Origin of the sequence: Paenibacillus sp. FSL H7-0326, assembly GCF_001955535.1 — a bacterium.
Classification (GTDB): domain Bacteria; phylum Bacillota; class Bacilli; order Paenibacillales; family Paenibacillaceae; genus Paenibacillus; species Paenibacillus shunpengii.
Genome location: NZ_MPVN01000001.1, coordinates 911,096 through 930,332, shown reverse-complemented (window position 1 = coordinate 930,332; position 19,237 = coordinate 911,096). Strand labels below are relative to the sequence as shown.

Below are 19,237 nucleotides of genomic sequence, written 5' to 3'. Positions count from 1 at the left end.
ATAGATCGTTTGGCTAAGAAGATTGCTGAAATGCATAATCAAAATAGAAACCCTCCCTAGCACCTCCCCGAAAGTTGGAGAGGTTATTTCAGTTGCCCCTTTAAAAGTCAAATGGGGGGAACAAATCGTAATAACTGCAGACAAGCTTGTTTTACCCAAGCTATTTACTTCGGGTTACAAAATCCCTAATCGTTATCAGGATACAGAAGGTCTAATGATTGACGAATATCTGGAATGGAAAGTAGATCTCAGGCTTGGAGATCGCCTTATACTTGTTCCCGATGAGTATCTAAAAATTTGGTATGTATTTGATGTGATTTAAAGGTGGTGTATATCATTTGTCTCTGCCTGAGATAACACAATTAGAATTAAATGAATCTAACACTTCTTCAACTTCCGCAAGCTCTGCCGTCCATAAAACTTATGACTGGGACTTTGATGCCGGAGATTTTAAGCTAAAAGACGGGAAAATAGTAGAAGTTACAGGGTTGGATTACGTGAAGATCTGGATTAAGAAGGCTTTGCTCTCATGGGGAAAAAGCTATATTTACAAGGATACAGACTATGGTAGTGAGCACATGGAGTTGTTAGGGGCTACCAAGCTTAAGCCGGTTTATTTATATTCAGAATTCGAACGATTGATAAAAGAAGCATTGCTTATTAATGACGCTCTGTTAAGCGTAGAAAATTTCCACTTTGAACAAACAGCTTCCCGGCTCCTGATCACTTTTAATGTACAGAGTATATACGGAAGCGTTGAAGAGGAGGTTTACGTGTAATGTCTAGTGAAATGTTAAATCGCCTACTGGGAAATATTCCAGATGGTACTGTCGATAAAAGCGCGGGTTCGTTTGTTTATGATGTCAATGCTCCCCTTGCGGTCGTCCTAAGCGAATTGTTCAATGAATTGGAGAAATCCAAAGACAAAATGTTTGTTAGGAACTTGACTGGTGATGAACTGACGCTGAGAGCAGCAGAACATGGAATAAACAGGAAGCTTGCAGCTTATTCCACAGGACGAGTTCATTTGACAGGTACAGGCTCTATAAATATAGGTGATTTATTTGAGACCTCTAATAAAACCCAATTCAGGGCAGTGAATAATGTTCAGATTGAGAACAGTGGGTTTGTCAATATTGAAGCTTTGGTCCCGGGCAGTTTGGGGAACGTAGATGCTAATTCAATTTCTCTATTCCCTGTTACGCTGAGTGGATTTACAGCTGTCACTAATCCGGAGCCTACAAGTGGAGGATATGACGAAGAATCAGATGAATCTTTAAAGAATCGTTATTATCTCGAGGTTCCAAAGCGACCTGGAACAGGAAATCCATCTCACTATAAGAAAATAGCATTGGAAGTACCTGGCGTGGCTGATGTAAAAATATTTCGGGCATGGAATGGACCAGGAACAGCAAAGTTAGTTCTGCTTTCTGAAGAAAAAAGAACGCCTAGTGCTTCAATAATTGCAGAAGTGCAACAGAGAGTTGACGATATGACACCTATTAATGACCCTGTTATCACTGTTGTTGGGGTAACTGAAGTTATGATTAGTGTCTCGGCAACGTTGACATTAAAGTCAGGAGGAATCATCGATAACGCTCGACTGCAAGCTAAAGAGGCGCTATCCAAGTATTTGTATGACATCGCTTTTGTTGATCAAATTGTGAGGTATGCCAAGGCAGGAGAGGCAATTCTGTCAGCAGATGATGTTCTTGACTACACTGATCTGAAAATAAATAATGGCACCGCTAATGTTGAGCTCCAAGGCGATCAGATTCCGATCCTTGGAGTTCTTAATTTATCTATAGGAGGATAATCAAATGAGCATGACAAATGATTTTGAGAACAATGTATTGAACCTGCTTTTAAGAGGTGAGACATTTACTGTGCCGTCAGCATGGTATGTCGGCTTGTTTACTACTGACCCGGGCGAAGCCGGAACAGGAACAGAAGTCAGTGGGGGCGGTTATGCTCGAGTCCAAGCGACATTTACAAAAGCGACCACAGGGTCAAGCTCGAATACTGCGGATGTAGTTTCACCAGTATCCACTGCGGCATGGGGCACAGTGACACATTTTGGTATATTTGACGCTGTAACTTCTGGCAGATTGTTATTTAAAGGTACGGTAACACCGAATGTCCCTATTACAGGAGCAGGCCAGCAGGCAAGATTTCCAGCAGGATCATTGGTAATCTCGTTAGATTGAGGTGGAATAGATGATAATTGATGCTACCGGTTTATCAAATAGTGTTTATACGGCAGCTGCCTCCGGTGTGATCCGTTGTAGTTATCATGCTGGTGATTCATTGGTGGTGTTACAAACACATGCTGACTCTGTTTGGTCGGCTATTTTATCCGGAGAATCTGTAAGTAGGTTCGAAGTAAGTGCTGCTGCTGTTAAAGCATTTTACGCTGTAGCTAAATCTGAACTATCTTCACAGTCGATCGTTAGTGGAGCAACCCTAATTAAAGTTACTGTCGGACAGGCAGGTGTAAGATCTGGGGCAATCGTATTTGATGCAGTAAAAATCTTAAATGGTTATGGTCAATCATCCTCCTTGGTTAAATCTAATGCATACCACACCGATCGTGACATTAGAGCATCGATGGCGCGTTACTTGCCTGGCATGTTGCAGGAATCCACCATTATTAAAACGGTCCAGCAGTCTCAAGTAACAGAGCTGTCTCGCACTGATTCTTTAATCTCACAGATGATAAATGACTTCTACTGGGTCTTAAATGCATCAGAACAAGGAATTACGTTATGGGAACAAGAGTTGCATATAAGCCCTAATAAAGACCAGTCGTTATCATCTCGTCGTCTTAAAGTTGTGGAGCGATTGATGGCTCCAAAGCTTATGACCAAAGCGGAGTATGAGGGAATTGTAAATCAATTTTATGACTGCACGGTAGAACAAGACAGAGCAAATTTTAAAGTCTCATCGACCATATGGAGTAAAAGAGGCATCCCGGAAAACATAGCAGAAATGGAGGCAGCAGCTGATGAGGCGCTGCCTATCTATTTAGACCACGAATTTGTACCGACATGGTTAACATGGGGAGAAATCGAAGACTACGGTTTGACCGGTGAAGAAGCGGAGACATACAAAAGTGGAGAATTATCAGAGATATTCTTATTGCCGTATTCGGGTATAGGGGGCGATTAACATAGAACGGACACCAAATCTAAAGTTACCTAAGTGGGATAGAACAGACCCGTGGCTCGTTGAAGATTTTTCTGGAGCTATGCAGAAAGTGGACGATACGGTTAGCAGCTTGTACGGAGAAACAAATCTTAAAATAAAAACCAGTTCCGTGACTATTGCTCATACAGTACCCGTTGCCGGGGAACAACGATATGACAACTTGCAATGGTTCGGAAAAGTGTTTGATCGGCTTAAAGCGCAAGGATTAGGTGCGACCATCGTAACTTCACATAACCTTGATAGTGCAACGGGACATTCCTTTACTCATCATACCAAGGAGCAGATCCAAGCAATTTTAAATATCGCTAAATCAAAAGGAGTGCCCCTACAGATGATAAAGCCTCATATTATGCTGGAGTGGGGAGACGGATTTAATCGGGCTACTTATCAGCCTGCCAACCCTTCAACATTCTTTTCCAAATGGAAAGAAGAATTGCTCTTCATTGCTGATATTGCAGTAAGCAACAAAATTGAATGGTTATGTATCAGTTGTGAGCAATACCAACTTACAACAGTGGAACCGTACTATCAAGAATGGGCTGACATCGTGAACACACTAAAACTCAGGTACCCTAACTTAAAACTCACAATCGCCTGCACTGGACAAGAGATGCGAGAATCCATGACCAAGAAAAGAAATGATGTGAGGAATTACTTTTCTGTTTTCGATTTGGTGGATGCGATTGGAGCGAATATCTACGGTAGTTACACCTGGGAAACATGTGAGAACGTTGGGGAATCTGTGAATATACCAGTCGAGGATATCGAAAAGGCTCTGTATAGGGACTCTCAAGGTTACAACTACGTTCGCATGCTTAGTGATACTTTTCAAGTATGGAAGAAGCCTGTAATCATTACTGAGTTTGGTTGTATGAGTAAAAAAGATGGTTTGATTCGTCTGCATGCAACCGGTCCTACAAATTATGATGTTCATGCATTGCTATTTCAGGCTTTCTTTGACACCATAATGCCGATACATTTTGTTCAAGGATTTGCAATATGGCATGTTTATGCACCATTTCAATACTTTGATTATGAAGGTGAAACCGTGTATCCAGGAGAGGCCGTGATCATTGAATACACCCAGAGAGGGTTGATTTGATATGTTGGAAACCTATAACGAGGGAAATCACAACGAGCAGTTTGGTACACACCTACAATATGAAGATTTTTATATTCGGACAACGAGGAATCAAGAAGTTAAAAGCCCTAACGAGTGGACATTGCTGATCGATCGGACTCTTTATTTCGACACTTACTTAGCTGAGCATCCGAAGAACACGCTGAGAGGTCCAGTTGTGAAGAAATTTATTACTAATTTCTTGCTTCATAGCGCAAATTCAGATTCTGGATTTCTAAGTGCTTTTGTTACATTGAGGGCCAACATATATTCAGGGAACAATCTTTTTGCATTGGATATCGTACCTCTGGTTACGGGGAATAACGGCGGTTACGGTTACAATGATTTGCTGAGACTTTACGTTACCGATAATGGTGACCACAGCTACAATCTCAAACTATATCTGAGATATCCTTTGCCCCTATCAACATACCGCATCAAAGTGCTTTACACTGCACTTAACGACAATCAATATTATTTTTCTTACATTGACAATTGGGCAACCGAAGAAGGTATATTCCAGAATCCAAACACGCAATACCGATTAAATTCATGGCTATATAATCGAAAAGGGAGCGCAGAGAATAACGACAATGATGACCCTTCCAGACAACTCATTTCTGAATCTCAGCTGCCGACCTTGACCGGATTAACTACTGTCTACCCATCAAGAGCAACGACTGATATCTTAAAATTCGCTTCTTTACCCAATCCATCTGAACAATTCGAAGGAAAAACAGTACTATTAACCAACTCATCTGAATCAATACCTTATATTTGTCTTAAACGTGAAGGTGGTTACCAGTGGAGAAGAATCGTGGATTCCGTAGTATCTCAATTAAATATATCCGGCAATTCAGGCACAGCAAGAGGGATTTATCTACAGACTGACGGGATAAATAGGTTTGGTATTATATTCGGGCTAATTACATCAAAGGTAATATTTCTAATTTGGAAGTACAGGTTTTATTCTACGCCAACAAAGCTGCTCGAATGGAGGAAAAGCCATACATTCAAGTGAAAACATATCACTTCCAACCGTCCATTGCAGCTAATTCTCCAAATTATCACAGACAGTGGTATGAATATGCGAAATCCTTAGAAGAATTTAAAGAAGCTGAGGATGATCTTGAAAATTAAAGCTAATCCGATATGCAAGGGATTTATTAATTCGAAAGAAGGTGATCCCTAAATGATTACGTTATAGCACTTCGGGAGCGGTACCGAGAGCTATTAAATATTTAGACATAGAGAAAGGGGAGGGTCCATTTTGTTGCAGCAAACAACTGGGGGAGTTACCTCACAGGAAGTCGCTGAATGGGCGCAACTTGTAGACAAATACGGATTTTCGCTGATTTTGTCTATAGTCTTATTGATCATCGTTTTGACTTTCTTGTACTGGTTAATGACGGGTAAGATTGTCCCTAAGCTTTACTTAGACCGATCAGAAGAAGATCGTGACCGAATGCAAGCAATTATGGAAGAAGAACGCAAAGAAAGCTTATCGGACATCAAAGAGTTGCTCGGTCGTCTCAAAAAAGATGAAGACATGAGCAGAGGAGGATAAGCCGTGTGGAGCAAACTTTTTAAAAAGCAGCGCGAGATCAGTAAACAGTTGGACGAAAGAACCAAACGCGAGCGAGTTACTATAACCAGGTATCGGAATGCTTCGCGTGAATTACAGGCAGAAATAAAGAATAATCACTTTTTTCCTTATCTAGTGGTCGAAAAGGGGGAGCAATGACTATGAGAGTCATTGATATTGTACTTATTACGGAATACATGATATCCATCGCATGTTCCTTATACATCATCATTGCTCATGCATCGTATTTTAGAGAACGATTTGCAAAAGGAGCTGTCAGTTTGTTTATGCTGGCGATGCTCTTTTTTTTATGCGCTTATACCGTGAAAATGGTGACAGCAGTGTGGATGCGAGTAGGTAATGCAAATGAGCTAACGGCGATTACCATTGAAACCTACGCATGGACTATCGCACAAGCTGGTACAACGGTCGGTCTAGTCATACTGGCCGTACTGACATACACCAAGCGATTCGATTTATTTGTAAAACTTAAGATCTTCGATAAGAAAACTGAGAAGGGTCTGTAATCAGGTCCTTTTTCTTTTGGGAGGGTGAAGATGGCGGCATTAACAGAAGTGCAGGCAAAGTCTGCACCGATCATAAGCCGTATTGAAAATGAAGCGGTACGGATCGGAGCTTTGAAACTTGTAGAACGGTGTTACAACCGAGGGGTTGAGATACGTATCACTCAAGGTCTAAGAACCATAGAGGAACAGAATTCACTCTATGCTCAGGGCCGGACCATTTTTACTGGACCGATCGTAACCAATGCCCGCGGCGGGCAGTCGTATCATAACTTTAGCTTAGCGATTGATTTTGTATTAATACGTGGCGGATACGACATGAAATACGATGGGGACTGTGATGGTATTGCGGATTGGGTAGAAGTTGTTACCGAAGCCAAAGCGCTCGGTTTTGCTTGGGGCGGAGACTGGAAGTCATTTAAGGACAATCCACATTTTGAAATGACTTTCGGTCTGTCTCTCGCTGATCTGAGAGCCGGCAAACGTCCGACTAGTACTCAAATTCTAAAGGCCGTTTCTAAAATGAATGCTTTAGAGGAAAAGGAGGCACAAGGAATGTCAGTGGAACTTGAAAAGAAGTTTTATGAATTCAAAAAAGCGACAGAAGCGCAACTTAAAGCTCAGGAAGAGGATATCAAGGCTCTGAAAAAAAGAGCTGCTATGCCTGAATGGGCTGATGACTTGCTGTCTGAAATGAAGTTACGTAAGCTCATCACCACGTCAAATGACAAGGGATATGAATTTTCTACTATGGCACAAATGCTTAAGAATTCTGGTTTACTAAGTGAAGCCTTTTTAAAGCATGCAGCTGATATTAATGCGAAGGGGAGTAAGGGTATATGAATAGCATTCTTGAGTATTTTCAACCAGTTGTGACTAATGTCGTATTGAGTGTATTAGCTGTTGTCATTGCTGCTATCGGTCTATTCATCGTAAGACAATGGAGAGCATTAGGAGCATGGATCAATGCCAAAAAAGCTGCAGCTGAAGCGCAGGGTATGGAATCAATTCAGAATGCACTTTGGAGTGTAGCGCAGGAAGCTTACGCTAAAGCAGAGTCATCGGCTGCCGATTTGGCAGGTAATGAAAAAATGTCCGTCGCTCTTGATTATGCTGTTAAAAAACTGAACCAAATCGGAATCAGTGTGCATACCGACGAAGTAAAGGCAAAGATTCATGAAGCATGGATTAAACTTGATCAGATACCAAAGACACAAGCCGGTGTAACTGATCAGGTAATTTTGGATGCGGTAAAATTAGAATTAGATAAAGTTGTTCAGTCTTGAGTTATGGGCCCCTTTGTATTCAGATTAAATAAAAACTCCCCCTACCTAGGTTTTTAGGTTAGGGGGATGAATTTCTAATTTAAAGATCTATAAAGGATTCAACACCGTTTCGATTATATTGTCATTAGCTCCTAAAACGGTCACAGATTCGACTATATGTCTTTCTGTCAGTCCATAAATGGCAGCTGCGATATTTTCGGCAACTTTTTTATTACTCTCTTTAGGGAATAGTTCTGTGTAAATGGTTACGGCATATGAACCTTCATTGATGTGCTTAATCTGTACAGTATTAATGTGATTATACCAAGAAGTCCCCGAAAAATTGATTGACAACTGATTAGTTAACTCCTCTAGAAACTCCTCACTTTTGACTTCAGATTCTTCATTAACTTCTTCGATTGATGCTTGAACTTCATTTTCTCCACTAACATTTGTGTCGGGTCCTGTAATACCGAAGATAACAAAACCAATCACACTGATAAAAAATGTTATGGCGAATGTCTTAAATGACTTCTTAGCCTTTTTGTTACGTCCTAATACGTATAAGACTGATAATGCAAGAAAGAGCAGAGATACAATTAAAAACAAGATTGATACAATTAACGAAACATTGGACATGGCTCTTCTCCTTTATGATAGCTTTCCATCTTTAGTATAGTGTTCGATACAAAATGTATCAAACAAAATCACCAAAAATCACTCGCGCTTACGTTGTAACCTAATTTCCTTAGAGCGGATACAATTTTTTGTTGCGTCTGTATTTGAGGTCTTCTAGAGTCCCCTTTACAAAGATCAGAAATCGTATTCCGACTTAATTTTGTTTCCTTCGCAAGTAACTCCTGACTCAATCTATGATTACGATCAATAAAAGATCCCAAGGGAGATCTATCTTTACCTAAAAAATTTTTAAACATTACTCATCATCCTTTCTTATCAAAAGGATGGACAATCTATGAAAAATTTATTCGTGAAATCGTGAAAGAATCGTGAAACATGACCAAGCACTTTCCATAGTTATAGAACTAGATACATAACCAAATCGGTTTTGAGCGCCTGGTTACGTATCTAGTTATATAACCAGACAGCAGGAGCGTGGTGTACATGATAAGTGCGATTGACCCAGGAGGATGCAACACAAAGTATTTAGATGCCCGATTACCAAAGCCTGTAATGTTCCCCTCAGCGATCGGCATTAATGACCTAGACAGAAATCTCAAGAGTACAGGGGAATTTGATTTTGAATGGGAGTTTGAAGGGCTCACAGGATTCGCTGGCAGCCTGGCGTTAAGGGAATCGGAATACGTGGAAAGTCGGAAGGACGACAGTAAGGCACATTTTGACGCAAAGCTGAGAACACTCATTGCTTTACATCAGTACGGATCCGGTAATGATCATCAAATATTGGTTGGGCAGCCGATTGAGACGCACACCGAAGCTGAAAAACAGTCCATCAAGAAAATGTACATTGGCACTCATGATCTAACAGTTAACGGTCGCAGGAAGATCATCCACATAAAAAGTTGCGAAGTCGGACCAGAAGGAGCAGCATCGGGGCTATTGATCGCGCCAGCAGCAGGTACCATCCGGATCATTGATATCGGCAGCGGAAGTGTTAACTTTGCCACGATCACGGACCGGCAGTTTATCAATAAGAGCAGTTTTACGCTGCCTGAGGGCATGGAGAGTAAGAGTAAGCTGAATGCAAGATCATTCGGCCGACAGATCGCAGCCAGGGCCATTGCTCGGAAATGGGATAAGAGTGAGGTCATCTACATTACAGGTGGAGGAGCTGAGGAAGTGCTGCCGCACATACAGGCTTTGTTTCCGCTGGCAGTACTCTTGGACCCTGATCCTTTTACCACCAACGTCAGGGGGCTCCTGATGATCGCAAGGAGGGTTTACAGTGGCTAAAGATATAAAGATCATACAAGTGTCGTTTAACGTACTGGATCCTGATCAGCGCTTTTGGCATGAGTTTGTAGCCAGTAAGACAAATTCTTCTGGATATATCAAACGTTTGATCCAAAGAGATGCAGAGGGCGGCGGGGGCGGTGCGGTGATGCTGCAGGAGGAAAAGCCAGTAACACAATCATTTAATGTCGAGGGGTGGATTTAGAATGCATACACTTTTACCTTTTGCTGAGATCGGTGCCGTTGGTGTGATCGCTCATGTGATCGAACAGAAATTAGAACGAAATGGATACGGCAGCCGAGTTGTTTTCGTCAAAGCAGCTACATATGTAGCATGCGCGTTAATTGCATATGCAGAATGGCGTGCTGCCATCTTTGCTACAGGGCAGATATTCGGCATCCACGTCTCCTGGTGACATATGTAGCTACATGATTAAATGCATAAGTATCAATACATTTGTAATACAAGCAAAAAAGCCTGATATGACAATAAAAATCAAAATTGTTAGGAGGCAGCGCCGATGCTGGTAAGCAGCGGAGCTGGTATCCTAATGGCTTCTGCGAAGTTTGCAGGGCTGGGAGCCTGTGGGATATCGGCCTATATGGTGTACAAAGGGATGCCGGATAAGGTTATGCGCCGTAAGTTGATACACGTGTTTCGGATGGGAGGGATGTCCTTAACCATTGCCGGTTATAAAGGGAAGCAAGTTAAGGTGTATCCCGTGGTGCCGAGTATACGAATGTTCGCCAACCGCATGGAAGCTTTAATGAAGTTGCCAAAGGGAATGGATCCGAAGCAGGTTCAAGAAAAAGAGTGGTTGTTCCGACAAATGTTCGGGGCAGGGGCTGAGCTCGAGCAAAGCGAGGATGCGGCCAGTTATGTTTTAAGGGTATACAGCACATCTATTCAGGCTTATGACTACGATCCGGAGGAAGTGGCTGCTGCCGTGAATGGAATGTCACTCCCGGTATACGTGGGTAAGACACACTCAGAAACGATTGCTTACAACATGGTGGAGAACCCTCACTTGCTCATTGCAGGGGAAACAGGCAGCGGGAAGTCTGTAGCACTTAGATCAGTCATTACAACGCTTATACGTCACTGTACGGACTTAGACCTGTACTGCGCCGACATGAAGCGCTCAGAGTTTCACATTTTTCGTGATGTAGCGAATGAGGTTGTCACAGAAGCTCATGAGCTCGCGAGGATAGTATTAAAGCTGCGGAAGGAAATGAAGGAGCGCGGCAGCCAGCTGGATCAGGCCGGAGTAGCTCATATCGACGATCTGCCGGAATGGGATCGGCCCAATTATATCGTTCTCGCCGTGGATGAGGTGGCGCTGCTCAAAAAAGAACCGGACATTATGCAGGGCATCGAGGAGATCAGCACCATTGGCAGGGCATTAGGAGTGTTCCTCATCTTGTCCATGCAGCGACCTGACTCGGACGTGTTGGACGGCAAGCTCAAAAACAATCTGACAGTACGTATGGCCTTTAGGCATGCTGATGAAATCAACAGCCGCATTACTTTAGGCAGCGGCGAGGCAGCGCAAATTAAGAATAGCCAGAAAGGCAGGATGGTCTTTAAGCTGGATGGCTGCAGATACGTACAGGGTCCATATTTGGACTTGGATCGAGCCAAAGTGCTGCTGCAGGATTACAAAGGTGTTAAACGAACACAGGTGGCGAGCTCAGAAGAACCCATTGACTTAAGTCAGGATGAATTTGAAGTGTTTGGGGTGCTGGATGATGAATGATCGGGATAAAGGCATAATATCGGACCTCAATCGGTTCCGTTTCTTGCGAGGGGAAGACATTGCTGAACTATATTTTTCACATACAAAGCATCCGGTTACACAGGCCAATATTGTCCTTAAGCGGCTCCGGAGGGATGGGCTTATTAAATGCTCCACGGAACGTCGTAAGTACGTATATTACTGTGCTGAGCGGCAAGTGAAGCAGGATTCACAGAAGATAGGGCATTTCCTCTCCATTGCCGACTTCTACAAGGACATACGCCGGATCGAGACGCCGAGGACGTTTAACGTAGAACCTAAACTCGGCGGTAAAGGACTGCCTGAGCCAGACATATTTATGATTTGGAGAGGAGCTCCCTGGTATGTTGAAATTCAGCGGACACGGTATACAGATAAGGTGATGCAGGAAAAGTTAAATCGTTATGAGCAGTACTTTCTAAGTGGACTATGGGAGCAGGAACCTTGGCAGCCGACAAACAAAAAGATATTCCCTTATCTTTGGATCATCGGGGTAGGGGAGTATAACATCACTAACCGTCCTTTCAGAGTATTTCAGGGAGGCGTCTCAGAAATGTTAGAGCGCTTAAAGTACAAAAGTTGATAAATTCACCATTGATAAAAGAACATATGTTCGTATATAATACCTAAGTAAATAAATACTGAGGTGATCGGACATGGGTAAACTCGAAGGTAATGGAATTATGGAGTCCTCAAGAATGATTATGCCGGAACATCGGCAAGCGTTTATTGATCGGCAGCTGGAGAAAACAAAGCGGAGTAAACCGATTATAGACGAACAGGAAATGCAATTGATCGAGAGGGCATTAGTGGACTCATACAACCAACGTGAGCTTGTGGAATTGGTCGTTTTTGACTCGTTTGAGAATAAACATCTATTAGGTATAGTTTCGACAATAGATACTTATAAGAGACGAATCAAGTTGACAACCTCTAAGGATGACTTTGTTTGGGTTGAATTAAGAGATATACTATCTGCAACATTATAACACTAAAGCTCGTTAGACTTAGTGTCAGCGAGCTTTTATTGTTGACATAACTACATATCTCCCCCTATTATGTCCTTGCTGTAGGTTCACAAAAAAGGAGGCAAAATTCCTAAAAAGTGTCTTGCAAACAATACAGGGACATGATATATTTGTCTTGGAAACAAGACAGCTTGCCCTTACGAAAAGGAGTTGGCGATGATGTCAGTTGATAGAGAAAATCAACTGCCCGCTTTGTTTACAGTTTACTCTTCGCGAGAAGCAGCTGAAATTTGGGGTTTGTCCGAGAACACCGTAACAAAATGGTGCAATCGCGGAAAGTTTAGGGAAGATGAAGCGCGTAAATCAGGCAAAGTATGGATAGTTACTCACGAAGGAATGGAAAGGGTAGCTGGCCGGAAGCCTGGTGATTAATCTCGGGGGAGATGGGCGAAGTGAGTTTGTGGGGATTTGTTGGTTTTATGTTTTTCTCAACACTTGAATCTTGGGCTTTATTTTCGTTTATTATGTCTATTTTTAGGTACAAAAGCTTAGGGTTTATATGGCACATCGTTTTCTTGGCTTTTCTAATCAACATCCAAAGTTTTGTTTTGAGGAATGAGTTTGATTTGTCGTTTTTGGTTCCGTTAATAGTGGTAATTATCTTCGCTCTTTTCTTGACCATTAGAGTGAGAATACCGATTGTATGGGCTACGATTGCAACAGTCATGGGTTACGGATTCTATGTTGTTCTCCAGTCTGTTGTAATTTGGATTCTATTCGGTTCAGTAGCTAATGTTGATTCACAAAGTGACGGATACGCAATACAAACTGTGACAAGCATCCTCACGATCTTAATCGGTAACTTCTTGTACCGGCTAGGTAAAGGATTCTCCTTTGATTTCGATAGACTGAGATTTAAGTTTGAAGACGCCACAGTAGTAGTAGTTTTAGTCCTCTTCTTTGCCTTTACAAGCATTCTGTTCTTTAAGAATGAAATATGGATTAATGTATTGTTCTTTGCACTTATTGCTGGTTATCTGGCCTATTATGCACTGAAGAAGGAGAATGGAGAGATTGATTGATACAGCTGCAAGAAAAATAAGTGTTTACATAAAACAACAAGTCCCAGAACATCCAAGCTCAGTCGAAGTCCTTGAATATTCAATCGGCATGTTCTTAAATATAGCAGCAATAATAATCGGTTCCTTAGGTGTTTCCTACCTCACAGGTAATACAACAGAAATAATTATAATTTTGATATCATTCTCGTTGCTGCGACAAGTTTCAGGGGGGATACATTTAAAGACTGGAACAGCATGTGCTGTTGTTAGTATCACTCTGTTTACTTTAATATCTTTCTTCAATACGGATCGGGACACATTAATACACGCTATTACCGTCATAACACTCCTAATTGTCTTGATCTACGCACCTTCCAACTTCGAAAAACAACACAATGTACCAAAGAAGTTTTATCCTCTTTTGAAATTGATTTCTTTTATTATGGTGATGACTAATTTTGTCTTTGTATCTGATGCATTAGCAATCAGTTTCTTTATACAAAGTATTACTTTGATTATAGGAAGGGAGGTGAAACGATATGGTAGCAACAGTAAAGCATAATGTAATCTTCGCAGTTGCGACATTTTTCTCTAAGTTTGGTAAGTCTGTAGCAAAGAAAAGATCCATCGCCTACATCTACGAAGGAAATGCACCTGAAGAACTTTTTAAATAATAATATCAGGAGATGTTTGCAATGGATATTGATCCAGATTTATTTGTGAGTGTGGATAGAATAGGTGGATCAGGAAAAGTTAAGATACAAATTCCAGATATCCTATGCTTAGAATGGTCAAGTCATATAAAAATGGTTATAGTACACATGAGCAATGGTGCAAAATACTATTTACCTGGAACTGTAACTTTCTGGGGAGAATTCATGATAAGTAGCGGATTCAAATTTGTAGACGTAGACCGTACTAACTGGGTTAATGCTGAGAATGTACAGTGGGTTGAAACTGATCCTTTCCCTAGAGTTTGTTTCGGCGGTAAGTTCTTTTGTTCGATGAGAGGAACAAAACCTCGCTTACAAGAAACTGTGGAATCATTGTTGCGAGCAAACCCAAGTATCGCAGTTAAATACAACAAAAAACAAAAATGGAGCCTTATTTAAAGGGCTCCATTTTTTTGCGTATTATACACTAATGTGAAGTCGATGTCTGTCGTTTTATCGTGTCGAAACGATGTTTTCATCTGTTTAAAATTCTTTTACATTATGTGTAAGCCGTTATAAAATAATAGTAAGAGCAGAACAAATGCTTGGTTTTTACAACTATAACTTCTGTTTATTCGGACCTATTAGGTCTCGATTCTCCCGGGAGGCGGACGCCGCATTCATCCGCAAGCTTACTTTTCCAATCTCCATTCATATAGGTCTTTCAATTCACAATCGAGTATAAGCGTGGCGGCATACAAATCTTCTGGCTGCATTACTCGCTCGTTATTACAATAATGTGAAATGACCCGTGGGTGTTTATTGACTCTTCTTGCATACTCTGATTGAGTCCACCCTTTTGCTTTTATGAGATTAGGAAGTAAGCATCTCCCACGGGAGATATTCACTTCTAAAATTACTCCTTTATTATGTACAATTTCTTATTAATATCGAGACCATTATAGCAGTTGAGAACTTCCAATTACAACAATTACTTTAGGAGGAGGACCTTTATGATTACCATGAAAGAATGGAGAGATAAAAACGGATACACATTAGAGGAAGCTTCAAAGAAATTAGATGTTTCTGTTCAAGCAATTAAAAAGTATGAAGAGAGACCAGGCAAAACTCCGATACATATAATTGCAATGATCAATTACAGATGAAGTGCAAATAAACCCGAGAGAAAAATCTCTCGGGAACCAAAACTAAACCAAAATCAGACCAAAATTTTTAGAAATGTCATGAAATCATATAGAACTCCAAAACGTGTTTCTTCTATTATATATGCAATTTCATTACGGTATAGAACCGTATGTTAAATGCAAATAATCAAATTCGAAATGGAAGGCTCGATCGGTTAAGCAGAGCTGTTTAACATTGAATAATATATAATACGTGTCCTGGCCTCTTATGGCTGGGCACGTATTTTTTTGTTCACAATGTGAGGAAGCAGCTGATTCATTTATGTTTATAAGATGAGATATACCTTTAGACCAAAGGAAATCAGGCTATAAAAAAATAGAGGCCACCCGTATAGGAGAGACCTCTATTTCCATAAATGTTCTTCAATTGATGTTCTAAGGAAGTATGTACTAGACGGTTCTTTTTAAGTAGTTCTAGCTGAAATAAACGATTAAGACTTATGATGTAACGTATGTTCTAGATATAAATTTCTACGATAGCAATATCTCGTTGTTTTGCCAAATCCACAAAGCCTTGTCCACAACGGACGAGCGGGCGGAAATGATCATTCGGATTATTCATTACAATCGTACCTGTATCTCCTGAAGTCAGTAGTACCTGCTTGCCAATAAAGTTAGGCAGGAGATGCTTGATAAAGCTCTGCGTCACTTTGGCATTGAGCTGTCCGAAGCTGAGTCCGTATAGCTCACATAACACAGATATGTATTCTTGCTTGGATTGATACACACGATGAGTCGTCATAGCACTGTACACATCTGCCACGGCCGCGATTCGGGAATAAGGATGAATATCATCTTTGCGTAATCCGTAAGGGTAACCGCTGCCATCTTCACGTTCATGATGCTGCAAAGCAGGGATCGCGAGTGTTTCATTACCGGTGGACTCTAATATAATGTCATATCCCTGTTTAGCGTGCTTTTTCATCACGCGGAATTCCTCTGGGCTTAGCTTCCCAGGCTTATGAAGCAGCTTCTCAGGCACCATAGATTTCCCTATATCAATGAGGTAACCTGCTTTGGAGATGGTGTAGCAGTCTTCCGGGGAATAACCGAGCCATGAAGCCATATAGTATGTAAGAATGCCTACCTGAACGGAATGGTTGTAAGTATACTCATCATCACGATCAAGCAGCAGGAGAAGAGAAACGACATCCTTCTGCTCAACAAGCTGTTCAGCCATTGGCTTAAGCAGATCATCGACCTCAGTTATGGAGAAGCGGCCTGTTGTGGTAGCTTCCTTGAAGATCGAGGCAGTTCCCATCATGGTAGTGTCAAACATAGGAACAAGCTTAAGCAGTGATTCCCCCGGGGATGATCGGAAGACAGGCGCAGTCTGGGTGGCGGGCTCTGAAATGTCTACATAATCAATACCGTGCATCATCAGTTTATCGATGTCTGAATCATCAAGTAAGGATCCTGCTGACATCAGCTGCACTCCAGAAGGATTAAAAGTATCCGATTGAAGCAATAAACCAGGCTTTAAGTCGGTGACATGTAATCTCAAGACAATTAACCACCTTTAAGTGTAAAGTTTTTAAATTTATCATATCAAGAAAAAAATGGACAGACAACGACTAGTTTTAAATATTAGTCATTTTAATGGGTCCCAGGGCCCGGTTTGATGTCCTTTCCATTCTGATCCGTCCTCCCAGATCTCCTTCTTCCAAATGGGGACAATCTGTTTCAGCCTCTCAATAGCGTACCGGCTCGCTTCATAGGCATTGGCACGATGGGGGGAAGAAACGGCAATCACAACACTTGTCTCGGCAATATCCACTTTGCCTAAGCGATGGGATATCGCACATTGTGTGCCAGGCCACTTCTCATTAATTTCATCGCCAATTGTCTTCATGGTAGATAATGCCATCGGTATGTAAGCTTCATACTCAAGATGAACAGTGCGCTGATCACCGGTCATTTCTCTTGTTGTTCCTATAAAGGTTAAGGTTGCTCCATGGTTGGCTGTGATGACTTTGGCCGAAGTCTCCTCTACCGATAGTGAGGCATATCCAATAGAGTATAGTCCATCATCCGTGCTGTGGATTTGCTGAACGGAATCTGCTGAATGCGTGGGCTCTTCACCACCGGAAACAGGGGGGATCAGCGCCACTTCGTCTCCATCGTTGATCATCACATGACCTGGCGCATAGTCCATATTTATAGCGATTAATGAGGAGTGGATGAGTGAGGAGGCTTCAGGATACGCCTCTGCAAGCTGCATTTTCAAATCGTTTACTGTGACTGCGTGATCTATATTCAATTCAATGCTTGCTTGTCCAATTCTCTCTGCGACACCAGCGAATAATAATATGGATAGTTTCATATGATTTCACCTCGAACGATGTATTGATAAACCCTTTTAATATATCATATCCTTTCTGAAAATGTTATTCTTATCTTTTAGGTAGATCTTATGGACCAGATTAAGCAAAATGACGAGACTTTAGCGCATCAATCTATGGCTATTAAGTATCCGGAGGAGGAATACAGAGATGACGAACCATAAGTCTAAACAAACCCTGACCATTCTTCATACGAATGATATTCACAGCCATTTTAATAAAATGGGTTCCATCGCTGCAATGATCCAAAGGGAGAAGGAGCAGGCTGGACCCGGAGAAGAAATTCTGGTGTTGGATATTGGAGATCACATGGACCGGATGGCAGTCGAGACCGAAGGATCCATGGGCGGGGCCAATGTAGATGTCCTAAACTTAACGGGCTATGATGCAATTACGATTGGTAATAATGAGGGATTAACATTTACACCGGATATTCTAGATCAGGCCTATGCAGGGCTATTATGCAAGGTTGTTTGTGGCAATCTGATTGATGAACGTTCAGGACAGCCTCCGGTTTGGATGGAGCCATCGACTATTCTGACAAAGGGCGACATAAGAATAGGTATATTGGGTTCTACCGCACCGTTTAGCGCGTTTTATGAACTGCTTGGTATGAAGGTGCTTAATCCAGTCGAAACGTTAAAGACTCAGGTAACAAAAATAAGAGAACAGGCTGATATTGTTATTCTGTTATCACATTTGGGACTTACAACCGATCAGAGAATCGCTGAACAGATCGATGGAATTGATATGATATTGGGAGGCCATACGCATCACGTATTGGAGGAGCCGCTGGAAATAAACCAGACGATCATATGCGGTGCTGGTAAATATGGTCAATACCTCGGAAAAATAACCGTTGAACGATCCAGTGAGGAAGAACATTTTAAGCTGGTTTCAGGTGAATGCCTGCCTGTGGATGACAATCTTCTGCATGAAAATGTGGCGGCTGCTATTATTACACATCGGGAACAGGCCGAAAATAAATTAGGTAGAACCATTGCTGTGACGGACCGTACACTCGCCATTCATTGGGACAGAGAATCGTCATTTGGTAATTTGTTAGCTCAGGCAGTCCGGCAATTTACGTGTACAGATCTGGCGGTTGTTAATGCAGGTCAGCTGCTTGGTGATTTGGAGGAAGGGAATATAACGGAGGGGATGCTGCATGCTTTATGCCCTTCTCCGATTAATGCATGCACCATTCTGTTAAAAGGCGCTGACCTTCGTACAGCTATGGAGGAGAGCTTAATCCCAGAGTACAGGGACCTCGTATTTAAAGGCTTTGGATTTAGAGGTTATCAGCTGGGAGTCCTGTGCATTGATGGTGCTGAGATACACTACGATCCGACTAGACCTCCATATGAACGAATTACCAAGCTGAATATAGGAGAAGTTCCTCTGCATGATGATCAGTTATATCGAGTGGGGACACTGGATATGTTTACGTTCAATGTGGGATATCAGAGCCTATCGCTCGGTTCAGAGACAGCGTATCGTTTACCAGAGTTTATTCGTGATTTGATTGCTATGGAGCTCAAAAGACCGAATTCGCTTGATGAATGTCTGAGACAGAGATGGATTCTTGACTAAGAAAAAT

At 41.7% G+C, this 19,237-nt stretch carries 29 protein-coding genes; 24 read left to right on the top strand and 5 right to left on the bottom strand.

Going from position 1 to position 19,237, the window contains the following annotated elements:
• Positions 1-22: 22 nt before the first annotated feature.
• The 11 genes from BK126_RS30175 to BK126_RS04365 all read left to right on the top strand — a co-directional run bounded on the left by BK126_RS30175 (position 23) and on the right by BK126_RS04365 (position 7,722).
• The gene (locus BK126_RS30175) at positions 23-322 is read left to right on the top strand and encodes a DUF2577 family protein (protein ID WP_076311461.1); all 300 of its coding nucleotides are present in this window, start codon (positions 23-25) and stop codon (positions 320-322) included.
• A gap of 16 nt (positions 323-338) precedes the next feature.
• Positions 339-779, top strand: a complete 441-nt coding sequence (locus BK126_RS04410; protein WP_076311460.1) for a DUF2634 domain-containing protein — start codon at positions 339-341, stop codon at positions 777-779.
• Complete coding sequence (locus tag BK126_RS04405) at positions 779-1,816, top strand: baseplate J/gp47 family protein (RefSeq protein WP_076311459.1); 1,038 nt, start codon at positions 779-781, stop codon at positions 1,814-1,816. The genes BK126_RS04410 and BK126_RS04405 overlap by 1 nt, the downstream gene beginning before the upstream one ends.
• 4 nt (positions 1,817-1,820) lie before the next feature.
• Positions 1,821-2,207, top strand: coding sequence for a phage tail fiber protein (locus BK126_RS04400; protein ID WP_076311458.1), 387 nt, complete (start codon positions 1,821-1,823; stop codon positions 2,205-2,207).
• A 10-nt stretch (positions 2,208-2,217) separates the two neighbouring features.
• Complete coding sequence (locus tag BK126_RS04395; protein WP_076311457.1) at positions 2,218-3,168, top strand: putative phage tail protein; 951 nt, start codon at positions 2,218-2,220, stop codon at positions 3,166-3,168.
• 88 nt (positions 3,169-3,256) lie between these two features.
• Positions 3,257-4,309: a glycoside hydrolase family 113 gene (locus tag BK126_RS04390; protein WP_076311456.1), complete on the top strand. Its 1,053-nt coding sequence runs from the start codon at positions 3,257-3,259 to the stop codon at positions 4,307-4,309.
• Between the two features lies 1 nt (position 4,310).
• Positions 4,311-5,348 (top strand): hypothetical protein, encoded by a 1,038-nt coding sequence (locus BK126_RS04385; protein WP_076311455.1) that lies wholly within the window; start codon positions 4,311-4,313, stop codon positions 5,346-5,348.
• 249 nt (positions 5,349-5,597) lie between these two features.
• Positions 5,598-5,894 (top strand): hypothetical protein, encoded by a 297-nt coding sequence (locus BK126_RS04380; protein WP_076311454.1) that lies wholly within the window; start codon positions 5,598-5,600, stop codon positions 5,892-5,894.
• A gap of 179 nt (positions 5,895-6,073) precedes the next feature.
• Complete coding sequence (locus BK126_RS04375; RefSeq protein ID WP_076311453.1) at positions 6,074-6,439, top strand: hypothetical protein; 366 nt, start codon at positions 6,074-6,076, stop codon at positions 6,437-6,439.
• Between the two features lie 30 nt (positions 6,440-6,469).
• Complete coding sequence (locus BK126_RS30085) at positions 6,470-7,279, top strand: M15 family metallopeptidase (protein WP_076311452.1); 810 nt, start codon at positions 6,470-6,472, stop codon at positions 7,277-7,279.
• On the top strand, positions 7,276-7,722 hold the full coding sequence (locus BK126_RS04365; RefSeq protein ID WP_076311451.1) for a phage holin, LLH family: 447 nt from the start codon (positions 7,276-7,278) through the stop codon (positions 7,720-7,722). Before BK126_RS30085 ends, BK126_RS04365 begins: the two co-directional genes overlap by 4 nt.
• A gap of 87 nt (positions 7,723-7,809) precedes the next feature.
• Here the strand turns inward: BK126_RS04365 and BK126_RS04360 are convergent, their stop codons facing one another.
• Together BK126_RS04360 and BK126_RS04355 are read right to left on the bottom strand one after the other, a co-directional pair.
• Entirely contained in the window at positions 7,810-8,340 is a 531-nt protein-coding gene (locus tag BK126_RS04360; RefSeq protein ID WP_076311450.1) for a hypothetical protein, read from the bottom strand.
• A 68-nt stretch (positions 8,341-8,408) separates the two neighbouring features.
• Complete coding sequence (locus tag BK126_RS04355; protein WP_076311449.1) at positions 8,409-8,636, bottom strand: helix-turn-helix domain-containing protein; 228 nt, start codon at positions 8,634-8,636, stop codon at positions 8,409-8,411.
• 187 nt (positions 8,637-8,823) lie between these two features.
• Between BK126_RS04355 and BK126_RS04350 the strand changes: the two genes are divergently transcribed.
• The 11 genes from BK126_RS04350 to BK126_RS04305 all read left to right on the top strand — a co-directional run bounded on the left by BK126_RS04350 (position 8,824) and on the right by BK126_RS04305 (position 14,549).
• Positions 8,824-9,633, top strand: coding sequence for a ParM/StbA family protein (locus BK126_RS04350; RefSeq protein ID WP_076311448.1), 810 nt, complete (start codon positions 8,824-8,826; stop codon positions 9,631-9,633).
• Positions 9,626-9,838 carry a hypothetical protein gene (locus BK126_RS04345; protein ID WP_076311447.1) on the top strand — a complete coding sequence of 71 codons (213 nt, stop codon included), beginning with the start codon at positions 9,626-9,628 and terminating at the stop codon, positions 9,836-9,838. The genes BK126_RS04350 and BK126_RS04345 overlap by 8 nt, the downstream gene beginning before the upstream one ends.
• 1 nt (position 9,839) lies before the next feature.
• Entirely contained in the window at positions 9,840-10,049 is a 210-nt protein-coding gene (locus BK126_RS04340; protein ID WP_076311446.1) for a hypothetical protein, read from the top strand.
• Positions 10,050-10,154: 105 nt separating this feature from the next.
• Positions 10,155-11,390, top strand: coding sequence for an FtsK/SpoIIIE domain-containing protein (locus BK126_RS04335; protein WP_083655709.1), 1,236 nt, complete (start codon positions 10,155-10,157; stop codon positions 11,388-11,390).
• Positions 11,380-11,991, top strand: a complete 612-nt coding sequence (locus tag BK126_RS04330) for a replication-relaxation family protein (RefSeq protein ID WP_179085505.1) — start codon at positions 11,380-11,382, stop codon at positions 11,989-11,991. Before BK126_RS04335 ends, BK126_RS04330 begins: the two co-directional genes overlap by 11 nt.
• Before the next feature lie 73 nt (positions 11,992-12,064).
• Positions 12,065-12,397, top strand: a complete 333-nt coding sequence (locus BK126_RS04325; protein ID WP_076311444.1) for a YolD-like family protein — start codon at positions 12,065-12,067, stop codon at positions 12,395-12,397.
• 195 nt (positions 12,398-12,592) lie between these two features.
• Positions 12,593-12,808 carry a helix-turn-helix domain-containing protein gene (locus BK126_RS04320; RefSeq protein WP_076311443.1) on the top strand — a complete coding sequence of 72 codons (216 nt, stop codon included), beginning with the start codon at positions 12,593-12,595 and terminating at the stop codon, positions 12,806-12,808.
• Between the two features lie 194 nt (positions 12,809-13,002).
• Positions 13,003-13,458 (top strand): hypothetical protein, encoded by a 456-nt coding sequence (locus BK126_RS04315; protein WP_143757666.1) that lies wholly within the window; start codon positions 13,003-13,005, stop codon positions 13,456-13,458.
• Complete coding sequence (locus BK126_RS04310; RefSeq protein ID WP_076311441.1) at positions 13,451-13,999, top strand: accessory gene regulator ArgB-like protein; 549 nt, start codon at positions 13,451-13,453, stop codon at positions 13,997-13,999. The genes BK126_RS04315 and BK126_RS04310 overlap by 8 nt, the downstream gene beginning before the upstream one ends.
• On the top strand, positions 13,977-14,111 hold the full coding sequence (locus BK126_RS28985; protein ID WP_143757665.1) for an AgrD family cyclic lactone autoinducer peptide: 135 nt from the start codon (positions 13,977-13,979) through the stop codon (positions 14,109-14,111). The genes BK126_RS04310 and BK126_RS28985 overlap by 23 nt, the downstream gene beginning before the upstream one ends.
• A gap of 21 nt (positions 14,112-14,132) precedes the next feature.
• On the top strand, positions 14,133-14,549 hold the full coding sequence (locus BK126_RS04305; protein WP_076311440.1) for a hypothetical protein: 417 nt from the start codon (positions 14,133-14,135) through the stop codon (positions 14,547-14,549).
• A gap of 233 nt (positions 14,550-14,782) precedes the next feature.
• On the opposite strand, the gene BK126_RS04300 is transcribed toward BK126_RS04305, so the two are convergent.
• On the bottom strand, positions 14,783-14,998 hold the full coding sequence (locus tag BK126_RS04300; RefSeq protein ID WP_076311439.1) for a helix-turn-helix domain-containing protein: 216 nt from the start codon (positions 14,996-14,998) through the stop codon (positions 14,783-14,785).
• Between the two features lie 105 nt (positions 14,999-15,103).
• Here BK126_RS04300 and BK126_RS04295 point away from each other — a divergent pair, with 105 nt between their 5' ends.
• The gene (locus BK126_RS04295) at positions 15,104-15,256 is read left to right on the top strand and encodes a helix-turn-helix domain-containing protein (protein WP_083655706.1); all 153 of its coding nucleotides are present in this window, start codon (positions 15,104-15,106) and stop codon (positions 15,254-15,256) included.
• Between the two features lie 496 nt (positions 15,257-15,752).
• On the opposite strand, the gene BK126_RS04290 is transcribed toward BK126_RS04295, so the two are convergent.
• Positions 15,753-16,799 carry an HD-GYP domain-containing protein gene (locus BK126_RS04290; RefSeq protein WP_076311438.1) on the bottom strand — a complete coding sequence of 349 codons (1,047 nt, stop codon included), beginning with the start codon at positions 16,797-16,799 and terminating at the stop codon, positions 15,753-15,755.
• Positions 16,800-16,886: 87 nt separating this feature from the next.
• The gene (locus BK126_RS04285; protein ID WP_076311437.1) at positions 16,887-17,618 is read right to left on the bottom strand and encodes a molybdenum cofactor biosynthesis protein; all 732 of its coding nucleotides are present in this window, start codon (positions 17,616-17,618) and stop codon (positions 16,887-16,889) included.
• A gap of 169 nt (positions 17,619-17,787) precedes the next feature.
• Between BK126_RS04285 and BK126_RS04280 the strand changes: the two genes are divergently transcribed.
• On the top strand, positions 17,788-19,230 hold the full coding sequence (locus BK126_RS04280; RefSeq protein ID WP_076311436.1) for a bifunctional metallophosphatase/5'-nucleotidase: 1,443 nt from the start codon (positions 17,788-17,790) through the stop codon (positions 19,228-19,230).
• Positions 19,231-19,237 lie beyond the last annotated feature (7 nt).